The organism is Salmonella sp. SAL04214 (assembly GCF_046550615.1).
Classification (GTDB): Bacteria; Pseudomonadota; Gammaproteobacteria; order Enterobacterales; family Enterobacteriaceae; genus Salmonella; species Salmonella enterica.
In genome coordinates this window covers 101,026-113,751 of sequence record NZ_JBGDXT010000006.1, presented here as the reverse complement: position 1 = coordinate 113,751, position 12,726 = coordinate 101,026, and the positions used below count along the sequence as shown (strand labels likewise).

12 protein-coding genes are annotated in these 12,726 nt (G+C 54.8%); 4 read left to right on the top strand and 8 right to left on the bottom strand.

The genetic code is table 11. The annotated features are described in order from the left end of the window. Window positions 1-62: 62 nt before the first annotated feature. Window positions 63-1,358 (bottom strand): phosphate regulon sensor histidine kinase PhoR, encoded by a 1,296-nt coding sequence (phoR, locus tag ACLJQD_RS12360; protein ID WP_017441690.1) that lies wholly within the window; start codon window positions 1,356-1,358, stop codon window positions 63-65. Window positions 1,359-1,427: 69 nt separating this feature from the next. Further along, window positions 1,428-2,117: a phosphate response regulator transcription factor PhoB gene (gene phoB, locus ACLJQD_RS12355; RefSeq protein WP_000113918.1), complete on the bottom strand. Its 690-nt coding sequence runs from the start codon at window positions 2,115-2,117 to the stop codon at window positions 1,428-1,430. 213 nt (window positions 2,118-2,330) lie between these two features. Here phoB and sbcD point away from each other — a divergent pair, with 213 nt between their 5' ends. The 3 genes from sbcD to araJ all read left to right on the top strand — a co-directional run bounded on the left by sbcD (window position 2,331) and on the right by araJ (window position 8,014). Beyond that, window positions 2,331-3,533 (top strand): exonuclease subunit SbcD, encoded by a 1,203-nt coding sequence (gene sbcD / locus ACLJQD_RS12350; protein WP_017441689.1) that lies wholly within the window; start codon window positions 2,331-2,333, stop codon window positions 3,531-3,533. Continuing rightward, window positions 3,530-6,670: an exonuclease subunit SbcC gene (gene sbcC / locus ACLJQD_RS12345; RefSeq protein ID WP_017441688.1), complete on the top strand. Its 3,141-nt coding sequence runs from the start codon at window positions 3,530-3,532 to the stop codon at window positions 6,668-6,670. The genes sbcD and sbcC overlap by 4 nt, the downstream gene beginning before the upstream one ends. 171 nt (window positions 6,671-6,841) lie before the next feature. Beyond that, window positions 6,842-8,014: an MFS transporter AraJ gene (araJ, locus tag ACLJQD_RS12340; RefSeq protein ID WP_000755630.1), complete on the top strand. Its 1,173-nt coding sequence runs from the start codon at window positions 6,842-6,844 to the stop codon at window positions 8,012-8,014. 19 nt (window positions 8,015-8,033) lie between these two features. Here the strand turns inward: araJ and mak are convergent, their stop codons facing one another. Further along, entirely contained in the window at window positions 8,034-8,942 is a 909-nt protein-coding gene (gene mak / locus ACLJQD_RS12335) for a fructokinase (protein WP_001219277.1), read from the bottom strand. Window positions 8,943-9,067: 125 nt separating this feature from the next. Here mak and rdgC point away from each other — a divergent pair, with 125 nt between their 5' ends. Then, on the top strand, window positions 9,068-9,979 hold the full coding sequence (gene rdgC, locus ACLJQD_RS12330) for a recombination-associated protein RdgC (protein WP_000964305.1): 912 nt from the start codon (window positions 9,068-9,070) through the stop codon (window positions 9,977-9,979). 37 nt (window positions 9,980-10,016) lie between these two features. Here the strand turns inward: rdgC and ppnP are convergent, their stop codons facing one another. From ppnP to ACLJQD_RS12305, 5 genes are all read right to left on the bottom strand, one after another. Beyond that, the gene (ppnP, locus tag ACLJQD_RS12325; protein WP_000941953.1) at window positions 10,017-10,301 is read right to left on the bottom strand and encodes a pyrimidine/purine nucleoside phosphorylase; all 285 of its coding nucleotides are present in this window, start codon (window positions 10,299-10,301) and stop codon (window positions 10,017-10,019) included. A 70-nt stretch (window positions 10,302-10,371) separates the two neighbouring features. Next, window positions 10,372-11,049, bottom strand: coding sequence for an AroM family protein (locus ACLJQD_RS12320; protein WP_001276437.1), 678 nt, complete (start codon window positions 11,047-11,049; stop codon window positions 10,372-10,374). Between the two features lie 250 nt (window positions 11,050-11,299). Next, window positions 11,300-11,491, bottom strand: a complete 192-nt coding sequence (yaiA, locus tag ACLJQD_RS12315) for a protein YaiA (protein WP_001143161.1) — start codon at window positions 11,489-11,491, stop codon at window positions 11,300-11,302. Window positions 11,492-11,517: 26 nt separating this feature from the next. After that, entirely contained in the window at window positions 11,518-12,063 is a 546-nt protein-coding gene (gene aroL / locus ACLJQD_RS12310; RefSeq protein WP_017441687.1) for a shikimate kinase AroL, read from the bottom strand. Window positions 12,064-12,247: 184 nt separating this feature from the next. Beyond that, window positions 12,248-12,703, bottom strand: coding sequence for a YaiI/YqxD family protein (locus tag ACLJQD_RS12305; RefSeq protein WP_000158137.1), 456 nt, complete (start codon window positions 12,701-12,703; stop codon window positions 12,248-12,250). Between the last annotated feature and the right edge of the window lie 23 nt (window positions 12,704-12,726).

The window sequence follows — 12,726 nt, the reverse complement described above, 5'->3', positions numbered from 1 at the left end:
AACTGCAAAGAAAATAAGCCAGCATCCGCTGGCTTATGGAAAGTTATACTTACGAAAGGCAATTAATCGCTATTTTTGGCAATTAAACGTTCCGGCAGCACAAAGCTAAATCGCGTTCCTTTGCCAGGCGAACTGTCGATTTCAAGGCGGCTTTCATGGTGATTCAACGCATGTTTCACAATCGCCAATCCCAGGCCGCTGCCGCCCGTTTGCCGCGAACGCGCTTTATCGACGCGGTAGAAGCGTTCGGTCAGACGAGGAATATGCTCGGCAGCAATCCCCGGACCGTTATCTTGAATGCAAAATTCAGCGCCATGCACGGCACGTCGCCAGCTCACCGTAATATGCGTTCCCGCCGGCGTATGGTTTACCGCGTTATACACCAGGTTTGAGATCGCGCTACGTAGCTGCTCTTCATTGCCCAGAACGCTAAGACTATCGTCGACCTCAAACGTAAAGGTATGTTTCTGCTGGCTGAGCGTCTGCGCTTCACGCTCCACGACCCGCAGCATCATCGGTACATCCACTTTTTCATTTAATAACAGCGCCGGGGCCGCCTCAATTTTAGACAGCGTAAGTAGTTGTTTTACCAGCCCTTCCATACGATACGTTTGCTCGCGCATCGTATGCAGCGCTTTCTCTCGCGTCGCCCCTTCCAGCGCCTGTTCCTGCATCATTTCCAGATAGCCTTGCAATACCGTCAAGGGCGTACGCAACTCATGGCTAACGTTGGCGAAAAAGTTACGTCTGGCGCCTTCAAGCTGATGCATTTGCGTCACATCGCGCGCCACCATCAGGAGTTGTTTATCGGTATAAGGCATGACGCGGATCTCCAGATGCCGCCCGGTATTGAGCACCAAATGAAGCGGACGGGTGAAATCACGCGTTTTTAAATACTGGGTAAACTCCGGATAACGCAGTAGATTGAGAATATTCTGCCCGTTGTCATCCGGCCAGCGTAGCCCCAGTATCTGTTGCGCCAAACCGTTACACCAAAAAATGCCGCCCTCTTCTGTGGTCAGTACCACGGCATCAGGCAGCGACTCCGCGCCGCTGCGAAAACGTTTAATCAGGTTCCCCAGCTCGCGGCGACGCTTCTTATTTCGCAACTGCATCTGGTGTAAACCGTATAACAGCGGTTCCCAGCTTCCCCGCCCCGGCGGCGGCGTCATACTTCTGTCGACCCAAAGCCACCAGGAGAGGCGTAACAAATTCCAGAAATGCCAGACAAGCAGTCCCGTCACCGCCGCCAGTAAAAACCACGGCAGATAACCAAAAAAAGCGCTAAGGATAAGCGCGGGGATGCAACAGAGCACCAGCTCCAGCACCAGCCTTTTCCATGACAGCCGTTCCAGCACGCGTCATACTCCCTCAAGAATGGAAAGCCTTCTCCGCCAGAAACCTGTGTTCTACTGGCGGAAAAGGCATTAAAAGCGGGTCGAAAAACGATACCCTGTCCCGCGTACCGTTTGCACCATCCGGTCGTGGCCGCTGTGCTCCAGCGCCTTACGCAAACGGCGAATATGCACGTCGACCGTCCGGTCTTCAACGTACACATTGGTGCCCCAGACATGATTGAGTAGCTGTTCGCGGCTGTAAACCCGTTCCGGGTGCGTCATAAAGAAATGGAGTAATTTAAATTCGGTCGGCCCCATATCCAGCGGGCTGTCGCCGGTCATCACGCGGTGAGAGCCGGGATCAAGGCTCAGTCCCTGCATCTCGATCACCTCTTCGACCGCCATCGGCGAGATGCGCCGCATAACGGCTTTAATGCGCGCCACCAACTCCTTGGGGGAAAACGGCTTGGTAATGTAATCGTCAGCGCCGGTTTCCAGTCCGCGCACACGATCTTCTTCCTCACCTCTTGCGGTCAGCATAACCACCGGAATATCCCGGGTCAGGGCTTCACGTTTGAGATGTTTAATAAACTGTAACCCTGACCCGCCGGGCAACATCCAGTCAAGAAGGATGAGATCCGGCCAGGGTTCATTAAGTTTATTCACCGCACTGTCATAATCTTCGGCTTCTACGGGCTGAAAGCCATTTTGTTCGAGCACGAAGCACACCATTTCACGGATCGGCGCCTCATCTTCTACGACCAGAATACGTCTCGCCATAATTTGCCCTGTTAGTCGTTAGTTATCAATGCCGCGCCATTATGCGTCAGATTTATGACAGATTTATGAAAAAAAAGGCGGCATTGACAGCATGTTGATGATTTATGACACCGGTGAAACCGTGCATTACCGTGTACCGGCGGTAAATTGCGCCCAAAAATGGAGGGGATGACGTGTATAATCCCGTTCACGCTTTTTTTGCATGGAACAATTATGCGCATCCTCCACACCTCTGACTGGCATCTGGGACAAAACTTCTACAGTAAAAGCCGCGCCGCGGAGCATCAGGCTTTTCTGGACTGGCTGCTGGAGACCGCGCAGGCCCATCAGGTGGATGCCATTATTGTCGCTGGCGATATTTTTGATACCGGTTCGCCGCCAAGCTATGCCCGAGAACTTTATAACCGTTTCGTCGTTAATTTACAGCAAACGGGCTGTCATCTGGTGGTGCTGGCCGGTAATCATGATTCCGTCGCCACGCTAAACGAATCGCGCGACATTCTGGCGTTTCTCAATACAACCGTGATCGCCAGCGCGGGCTATGCGCCGCGGCTACTTCATCGTCGCGACGGTTCTCCGGGCGCCGTACTGTGCCCCATTCCCTTTTTGCGCCCGCGCGACATTATTACCAGTCAGGCGGGGTTATCCGGCAGCGAGAAACAGCAGCAACTTCTTCATGCGATTGCCGATTATTATCAACAGCAATATCGGGAAGCGTGCCAGCTACGCGGCGAACGAAAGCTGCCGGTTATCGCGACGGGGCATTTAACCACCGTCGGTGCCAGCAAAAGCGATGCGGTTCGCGACATTTATATCGGTACGCTGGATGCCTTTCCGGCGCAGCATTTCCCCCCCGCAGATTATATCGCATTGGGACACATTCACCGCGCGCAATGTGTCGGTGGTACAGAGCATATCCGCTATTGCGGCTCGCCCATCGCCCTCAGCTTTGATGAGTGCGGCAAAAGCAAATGCGTGCATCTGGTGACCTTCGAGCAGGGGAAATGGCAAAGCACCGAAAGTCTGGCTGTCCCCGTGACTCAACCGTTGGCGGTTTTAAAAGGCGACCTGGCATCAATTACCGAACAGCTTGAGCAGTGGCGCGGCGTTGAGCAATCGCCCCCCGTCTGGCTGGATATTGAAATCACCACCGATGATTATCTGCACGATATCCAGCGCAGAATACAGACGCTAACGGAGTCGCTACCCGTAGAGGTATTACTGGTGCGCCGTAGCCGCGAACAGCGTGAGCGCTCGCTGGCGAACGACCGGCGGGAAACATTAAGCGAGCTTAGCGTGGAGGAGGTTTTTGCGCGGCGTCTGGCGCTGGAAGCGTTAGATACCCCGCAGCGCGAACGCCTGAATCAGCTCTTTTCCAGCACGCTCTACGCGCTGAATGAGGAGCATGAGGCATGAAAATTCTCAGTTTGCGTCTGAAAAACCTGAACTCGCTGAAAGGAGAATGGAAGGTCGATTTTACCGCCGAACCGTTTGCCAGTAACGGGTTATTCGCCATTACCGGCCCGACCGGCGCGGGAAAAACCACCTTACTTGACGCCATCTGCCTGGCGCTGTACCACGAAACGCCGCGCCTGAATACGGTATCGCAGTCGCAAAACGATTTGATGACGCGCGATACGGCGGAATGTCTGGCCGAAGTGGAGTTTGAGGTAAAAGGCGAAGCCTGGCGCGCGTTCTGGAGCCAGAACCGAGCCCGAAATCAGCCTGACGGCAATCTCCAGGCCCCACGCGTGGAGCTGGCGCGGTGTTCAGACGGAAAGATCTTTGCCGATAAGGTAAAGGATAAACTGGAGATGATCGCCACGTTGACCGGGCTGGACTACGGGCGCTTCACCCGTTCGATGTTGTTATCACAGGGGCAGTTCGCCGCCTTTCTTAACGCCAAAGCGAAAGAGCGCGCAGAGCTTCTGGAGGAGCTCACCGGCACTGAGATTTACGGGCAGATCTCCGCACAGGTATTTGAAAAACATAAATCAGCCCGTCTCGAACTGGAAAAGTTACAAGCGCAGGCCAGCGGCGTCGCCCTATTGGCGGACGAACAGTTACAGCAACTGGAAGCCAGTTTGCAGGCGCTTACTGACGAAGAGAAACGCCTACTGGCCAGCCAGCAGGGACAGCAGCAGCACCTTCACTGGTTGACCCGAAAAAACGAACTCCACACTGAATTACACGCCCGGCAGCAGGCGCTGTACGCGGCGCAAGAGGCGCGAGAAAAAGCGCAGCCGCAGCTCGCGGCGTTGACTCTGGCGCAACCTGCTCGCCAGTTGCGCCCGCATTGGGAGCGCATTCAGGAACAAACCCGCGCCGTTGAGCGTGTTCGCCAGCACAGTGATGAAGTGAATGCTCGCTTACAAAGCGCGTATCGCCTGCGCCAGCGTATCCGCGCCTGCGCGCATCGACAATTCACGCAACTGAACGCCACAGGGCAGCGGTTGAAGACATGGCTGGCGGAACACGACGGCATCCGCGTCTGGCGCAGCGAACTGGCGGGGTGGCGAGCATTATTAACACAACAATCCCACGATCGGGCGCAACTGAGCCAATGGCAACAGCAGTTGCTGAGCGATACGCGTCAGCGTGATGCGCTACCGCCGCTCACGCTCGACCTCACGCCACAAGCGCTGGCGGAAGCCAGAGCATTGCATACCCGGCAGCGTCCGCTACGCCATCGTCTCGCCGCGCTTCAGGGGCAAATTCTCCCGAAACAAAAGCGTCAGGCGCAGCTACAGGCAGCTATCGCGCGTCATCATCAGGAGCAGGCGCAATACACCCAACGTCTGGCGGATAAACGTTTGAGTTATAAGACTAAAGCGCAGGAGCTTGCGGACGTTCGCACTATTTGCGAGCAGGAGGCGCGCATCAAAGATCTGGAAAGCCAGCGGGCGCACTTACAGTCCGGCCAGCCGTGTCCGCTTTGCGGCTCGACGACGCACCCCGCCATCGCCGCCTATCAGGCGCTGGAACTGAGCGCGAATCAAACCCGCCGCGACGCGCTGGAAAAAGAGGTCAAAACGCTGGCGGAAGAAGGCGCGGCGCTGCGAGGACAGTTAGATGCCTTAACGCAACAATTACAGCGGGATAAAAGCGAGGCGCAGTCGTTGTTGCAGGAGGAGCAAGCGCTTACTGAGGAATGGCAAACGCTGTGCGCTACGCTGGGCGTTCAGCTCCAGCCGCAAGAAGACCTCGCGGGCTGGCTGGCCGCCGCGGAAGAGCATGAGCAACAGTTGGATCAGCTCAGCCAGCGTCATGCTCTACAAACGCAAATCGCGGCGCATACTGAACAGGTAGCGCGCTTTACCGCGCAGATTGCGCAGCGTCAGGCGTCGCTGACGGCTGATTTGGCGCAGTATACGCTTTCCCTTCCTGCGCCAGAAGACGAGGCTTCGTGGCTGAATGAGCGCGCCGACGAAGCGAAAATATGGCAACAGCGTCAGACCGAGTTCGCGGATTTGCAAACGCAGATCGACAGGCTTGCCCCGTTGCTGGAAACGCTACCGCAAACGGATACCGCGGATTCCGACGACGACGTGCCGCTGGATAACTGGCGGCAGGCGCATGATGAGTGCGTGTCATTACAAAGCCAGTTGCAAACCCTGCAGGAACAGACGACGCAGGAACAGCAGCGCGCCGCCGAGGCGATAGCGCACTTTGATGCGGCGTTAAAAAATAGCCCGTTTGACAGCCAGGCAACGTTCCTGGCGGCGTTGCTGGATGAAGAGACCGTGACCCGTCTGGAAAAACAACAACAAACGCTGGAAAGTCAGCTACAACAAGCGAAGGCGTTAAGCGCGCAGTCCGCGCAGGCGCTGGCTGACCATCAGCAACAGCCGCCCGCCGGTCTGGACCCAACGTGTACGGCGGAGCAGCTCGCGCAGCGGCTGACGCAGTTGGCGCAACAACTGCGCGAAAACACGACACGCCAGGGGGAAATCCGCCAGCAAATTAAACAGGATGCAGATAATCGGCAGCGCCAACGCGCGCTGATGGCAGAAATGAAACAAGCCTCTCAGCAAGTGGAAGACTGGGGCTATCTCAATGCGCTGATCGGCTCTAAAGAAGGTGATAAGTTCCGCAAATTCGCCCAGGGACTGACGCTGGATAATCTGGTCTGGCTGGCGAATCATCAGCTCACCCGCCTGCATGGCCGCTATTTATTGCAGCGCAAAGCCAGCGACGCGCTGGAACTGGAGGTTGTCGATACCTGGCAGGCCGACGCCGTGCGCGATACGCGAACGTTATCAGGCGGCGAAAGTTTCCTGGTCAGCCTGGCGCTGGCGCTGGCGTTATCAGATTTGGTCAGCCATAAAACGCGCATTGATTCTTTGTTCCTCGACGAAGGCTTCGGCACGCTTGATAGCGAAACGCTGGACGCCGCGCTGGATGCGCTCGACGCGCTGAATGCCAGCGGGAAGACCATCGGTGTGATTAGCCACGTGGAAGCCATGAAAGAACGTATTCCTGTGCAGATAAAAGTGAAAAAAATCAATGGGCTTGGTTATAGCAAACTGGACAAAGCGTTTGCTGTGGAGTAACGCGAGGTCATCCTGCGCACAGCATACTGTCATGACATAGCATAATAATGAATACACAAAGACGGATAAGGAATGGTATTACCTCGCGCTTATCCGCAAGCTATACGTTGATTGGCTGTGACAATTCACAGCCACAGCGCGCAATATGCGCCTTTATTTTCGGCAGGTGGTATGAAAAAAGTTATTTTTTCTTTGGCGCTGGGTACGTTCGGACTGGGGATGGCCGAGTTTGGCATTATGGGCGTGCTGACGGAGCTGGCACGCGATGTCGGGATAACGATTCCCGCCGCCGGGCATATGATCTCGTTTTACGCCTTCGGCGTCGTGCTGGGCGCGCCTGTTATGGCGCTCTTTTCCAGCCGCTTTTCGCTTAAACATATACTGCTGTTTCTGGTCACGCTGTGCGTGATGGGCAATGCCATATTTACCTTTTCCTCGTCATATCTGATGCTCGCCGTCGGCAGACTGGTTTCCGGCTTTCCGCACGGCGCCTTTTTTGGCGTCGGCGCCATTGTCCTGTCAAAGATTATCCGCCCCGGGAAAGTCACCGCCGCCGTCGCGGGTATGGTTTCAGGAATGACGGTGGCGAATCTGGTGGGCATTCCGGTCGGCACTTACCTGAGCCAGGAATTTAGCTGGCGCTACACCTTTTTATTGATCGCGGTTTTCAACATCGCTGTGCTCACCGCAATTTTCTTCTGGGTGCCGGATATCCGTGACAAAGCCCAAGGCAGCCTGCGCGAGCAGTTCCACTTCTTGCGTAGTCCTGCGCCGTGGCTCATTTTCGCCGCCACGATGTTCGGCAATGCGGGCGTTTTTGCCTGGTTCAGCTATATCAAGCCATTTATGATGTACATCTCCGGTTTTTCGGAGACGAGCATGACGTTTATTATGATGCTGGTCGGGCTGGGGATGGTGTTAGGCAATCTGTTAAGCGGCAAACTCTCCGGCAGATATACTCCGCTGCGCATCGCGGTAGTGACTGACCTCGTTATCGTGCTCTCTCTCATGGCGCTCTTTTTCTTCAGCGGATACAAAACAGCATCGTTGACTTTCGCGTTTATCTGCTGCGCTGGTCTGTTTGCGCTCTCTGCGCCGCTGCAAATCCTGCTGCTGCAAAACGCCAAAGGCGGCGAACTGCTGGGCGCGGCGGGAGGGCAAATCGCCTTTAATCTCGGTAGCGCGATTGGCGCCTGGTGCGGCGGGCTGATGCTGACGCTAGGTTTTGCGTACCACTACGTGGCGCTTCCCGCCGCCCTGCTCTCGTTTTCCGCCATGTCGTCGTTGCTGGTATACGGACGTCTAAAACACAAGCAGCCATCGGTCACGCCGGTTGCCGGATGATGCCATCCGGCTAAAAACGTTACGCCAGCGGCCACAGCCAGGCCGCGCCGCGCACGCCGCTTGAATCGCCATGCCGCGCCTTACGTACCGGCGTCTCGCACTCGCCGCCAAAAACAAACGATTTCATCAGCGACGGAACCGTCTTGTACAGGCGCTCAACATTGCTCATACCGCCGCCCAGCACAATGACATCCGGATCCAGAATATTCACGACATGAGATAATGCTTTCGCCAGCCGTAGCTCATAACGGCTTAACGCCAGTTCCGCCACGGCGTCCTGCGCGTCGACCAGACGAATAATCTCATCGCCTTTTAGCGCGTTACCGCTCAAACGCTGGTAATCCGTGGCAAATCCCGTACCGGAAATAAAGGTTTCGATACAGCCTTGTTTACCGCAATAACAGGGAATTTCTTCGCGGTAACGCAACTCATCGTCATCCATCCACGGCAACGGATTGTGACCCCATTCACCTGCCGTACCGTTGCCGCCGATGTGCGCCCGGCCATTTAGCGCTACGCCCGCGCCGCACCCGGTACCGATAATCACCGCAAATACCGTTTGCGCCCCCGCCGCCGCGCCATCTACCGCTTCCGATACCGCCAGGCAATTGGCATCGTTGGCTAACCGCACTTCACGCTTCAGACGACGGCTCACATCGCTATCGAACGGCTGGCCGTTAAGCCACGTAGAGTTAGCGTTTTTTACCACGCCGGTGTAAGGCGAGAGAGAACCGGGAATGCCAATGCCAACGCTACCGGTCTGGCCGGTCGCCTGTTCCGCCATGTCGACCAGCGTAGCGATGGTTTCTATCGTTTGCTGATAATCCTCCCGCGGCGTAGGCAGACGATGGCGAAACCGCTGCTCTCCTGCATCATCAAGCGCAATGACTTCCGTTTTTGTGCCGCCTAAATCGATACCAATACGCACATACCGCTCCTCATTTTTTGGGAATATCAACAGGGTAGAATTCACCGTTCTGATTGGCAATGCAAGCCTGCCGACAATTCGTTACTATACCGCCTGGATTTAACGACAAGGCCGTGGAAATTATCATGCTGTGGTTCAAAAATTTAATGGTTTACCGTCTTAGCCGCGATATTACATTACGCGCCGAAGAGATGGAGAAACAGCTCGCCTCAATGACGTTTACCCCATGCGGTAGCCAGGATATGGCCAAAATGGGCTGGGTTCCGCCGATGGGCTCTCACAGCGATGCGTTAACGCACACCGCCAATGGCCAAATTATTATTTGCGCGCGCAAAGAAGAGAAAATCCTGCCATCGCCAGTGATCAAACAGGCTCTGGAGGCGAAAATCCAGAAACTGGAAGCCGATCAGGGACGCAAGCTGAAGAAGACGGAAAAAGATTCCCTGAAGGATGAAGTGTTGCATTCGTTGCTGCCGCGCGCGTTTAGCCGCTTCAGTCAGACAATGATGTGGATTGATACCGTTAACGGCCTGATTATGGTTGACTGCGCCAGCGCGAAAAAAGCGGAAGATACTTTGGCGCTACTGCGTAAAAGTCTTGGCTCGCTGCCGGTCGTCCCGCTGGCGCTGGAAAATCCGATTGAGCTGACGCTCACCGAGTGGGTGCGCTCCGGCACGGTCGCTCAGGGTTTCCAGTTGCTGGACGAAGCCGAATTGAAAGCGATGCTGGAAGATGGCGGCGTGATCCGCGCGAAAAAGCAGGATCTGGTCAGCGACGAGATCGCCGTTCATATTGAAGCGGGTAAAGTGGTCACGAAGCTGGCGCTCGACTGGCAGCAGCGTATTCAATTCGTCATGTGCGACGACGGCTCCATTAAGCGTCTGAAATTCTGCGATGAGCTGCGCGATCAGAACGAAGATATCGACCGGGAAGATTTTGCCCAACGTTTTGACGCGGACTTTATCCTGATGACCGGCGAGCTGGCGGCGCTGATTCAAAGCCTGGTGGAAGGATTAGGCGGCGAAGCGCAGCGCTAACCAGAGGGCCCCTCTCCGCCGGAGAGGGGACTCACCGTTACAAATAGCGGCACAGATACGAGGTGGGCTCAGCAACCTGGAGATGAAACTCGCTGTGGCCAGGCACGTTAAACACCTCACCGGCTGTATACACTTTCCATTCGACAGTTCCCGGCAACAGTACCTTCAACGCGCCGCTCACAACCGTCATCTCTTCGGGTTCGGCGGTGCCAAAGGTATACTCCCCTTCCGCCATCACACCAACGCTGGCCCGGCCGGTGCTACTGCTGGTAAATCCAATAGACTTCACTTTCCCGGAAAAGTATTCATTGCTTTGTAGCATAATCAGGCCCCGTCTCATTATTAAATTAACACCCAATATAGAGTCCTGACGTTCGGCCTGTCACGTAAAATTAGACAAGCAGTTCTGAAGCTAACCGCGCAATCAAAACATTAGAGAGTAAAACCGGCACATCCAGCGCCTGCTGTAAAATATCCCGATGACGCTGATGAAAACCCAGACAATCCAGCATAATGACGTCCGCGCCTTGATCCAGTAGCGCCTGCCCGGCATCAATTAACTGTTGCTCAGAACCGTGAACCGGATTCGCCAGCGAATACACCGGCGGCATTTGCAATACCTGCCATTTTTTCTCCTGGGCCGCCAGAAGTTCTGCAACAGGCACAATCACGCCCACCTGATGCCCATCCACAATAGAGGCGACAAGCGGTGGAATAATACGCAGCGGTTCAAGCAAAATAGAATTACGGGCTGCCATACTTTTAATCGCCGCGGTGCTCATCAGTATAATGACATCATAACCCTGGTTATCCAGCACCTCGACAACGCTCTGTAAATCTCGCTCCACTTTCTGACGGGAAACATGGGCTATCTGGTTATCATTCAGCAACGTCAAAAGCGGATCGTCGCCAGGCTCTACAGCGTAATCCGCCATAACGTCTTCCCGGCTCATTTTTCCCAGCAGGCTATGATGGGTGATGTGTTGTTCGTCGATGTATTCCGTCAGAAGCGGTAACACTTCGCTCATTGGCACAACGCCGATTGTGAGGATTGCCAACGACGCACTCATTTTTATTCCACCTTATTACTTCGTCGTAATTCCCGGGCAAATATTCACACGCTCACCGCGCTACCTGCCCTACAAATCTCAGAAAGCGTAGCAGCAGATGAGCAACGTATTGTGTAAAGATTCCAAATAACTCCAATATTGTATTGTTATCGCTTAATTTACGGTTTTAGTTGCCAGTATAAATGTTTCAAGAATGTGATGGAGATACAATTTAGGGGTACTCAGAATCCCTTCCGAGTGGGTCATGCGTCTATGATTTATCCGGATCTTCGTAACGTTTTTTCGCATCCATCGCTTCTTCTGCGGTCGGATGCTCGCTGATGAGCGAATCAGGTTTTGGATGGTCAGCCCGTAGCTGATACCACGTCACCGTCTGGCCCGGCGTGCCTTTTTCAATGGTGACGATATAAGCTTCCCGCGGATAAGGTGGTCTGGTTGGCATAGCGTTTCCTTTATTCTGGGTGAGCGTTAAGTATAGACATCTCCCTGTAACCGTTGCGTCGAGGGCGGCAGCGCCGCGATAATTTCAGAAACGACCTGGGCCGGCGTTTTCGTCGCGTCAATAATGTAATGCGCCGTTTCGCGATACAACGCGTCACGCTGCTCAAGCACTTCCCGAACCTCTTCGCTCAACGGCTTGCCGGTGAGGGTCGGGCGCAGATCCGCTTCAGGTTCAGCCTCAAGCCGGTTAACCAGCGTGGATACCGGCGCGCACAGATAAATCACTACGCCAACATGGTGCATATAACGTCGGTTATACTCCGTGAGAATAATACCGCCCCCCGTCGCCACGACAGTCGAAGGCGCGCTTACCGCCTCCAGGGCCGCGGTTTCCCGGGCGCGGAACCCTCCCCAGCCTTCTTTTTCAACGATATCAGCGACGCTCATCTGCACGTGCGATTGCAGCCAGCGGTCGGTATCTGCAAACCGAAAACCGGTTGCCTGCGCCAGCGCCATACCGATGGTGGTTTTCCCACAGCCCCGCGGGCCAACAAGATAAAGAGGTTGCATCATAGCAGGCGTTCCCCCAGGAACTGCGCATACGCAGGATTTGATATCAGCAATGTTATAATCATATCATCTAACTAGTACAACGTATAAATGTAAATAATAATTTACACAAAGGTACTAAAGTCACAATATTAGTACTATAGCAAGAATCAGAAATGAATAAACTGTAAATTTTTCATTACACGATTTATTTTTTACGCTGGCTTTCCAGCCACCACTTATCCAGCTCGGCGGCAAAATGCTGACGATCGCGCGGCGAGAGAGTGTTTGGTCCCCCCGTTTGTACGCCGCTGGCGCGTAGCGTGTCCATAAAGTCACGCATCGTCAGACGTTCGCGAATCGTGGCGTCGCTATAGCGTTCTCCCCGGGGATTAAGAGCCGCAGCGCCTTTTTCCAGCACTTCAGCCGCCAGCGGAATATCTGCGGTAATCACCAGATCGCCCGCTTCGCATTGACGCACGATTTCGTTATCCGCCACGTCAAACCCGGCGGCCACGCGGAGCGTGCGGATAAAACGCGAAGGCGGCACGCGCAAGGCCTGATTGGCAACCAGAATAAGCGGCAACTGCATCCGCTCGGCGGCGCGGTACAAAATTTCTTTAATGACATTCGGACACGCATCCGCATCCACCCAGATGGTCATAATGTCTCCCGTACGGTATACAA

Excerpts from the sequence above, each read along its gene's own strand:
- sbcD (WP_017441689.1), top strand. The coding sequence starts at position 2,331 with ATGCGCATCCTCCACACCTCTGACTGGCATCTGGGACAAAACTTCTAC.
- ppnP (WP_000941953.1), bottom strand. The coding sequence starts at position 10,301 with ATGCTACAAAGCAATGAATACTTTTCCGGGAAAGTGAAGTCTATTGGA.
- yaiA (WP_001143161.1), bottom strand. The coding sequence starts at position 11,491 with ATGCCAACCAGACCACCTTATCCGCGGGAAGCTTATATCGTCACCATT.
- phoB (WP_000113918.1), bottom strand. The coding sequence starts at position 2,117 with ATGGCGAGACGTATTCTGGTCGTAGAAGATGAGGCGCCGATCCGTGAA.
- sbcC (WP_017441688.1), top strand. The coding sequence starts at position 3,530 with ATGAAAATTCTCAGTTTGCGTCTGAAAAACCTGAACTCGCTGAAAGGA.
- ACLJQD_RS12305 (WP_000158137.1), bottom strand. The coding sequence starts at position 12,703 with ATGACCATCTGGGTGGATGCGGATGCGTGTCCGAATGTCATTAAAGAA.
- rdgC (WP_000964305.1), top strand. The coding sequence starts at position 9,068 with ATGCTGTGGTTCAAAAATTTAATGGTTTACCGTCTTAGCCGCGATATT.
- ACLJQD_RS12320 (WP_001276437.1), bottom strand. The coding sequence starts at position 11,049 with ATGAGTGCGTCGTTGGCAATCCTCACAATCGGCGTTGTGCCAATGAGC.
- aroL (WP_017441687.1), bottom strand. The coding sequence starts at position 12,063 with ATGATGCAACCTCTTTATCTTGTTGGCCCGCGGGGCTGTGGGAAAACC.
- araJ (WP_000755630.1), top strand. The coding sequence starts at position 6,842 with ATGAAAAAAGTTATTTTTTCTTTGGCGCTGGGTACGTTCGGACTGGGG.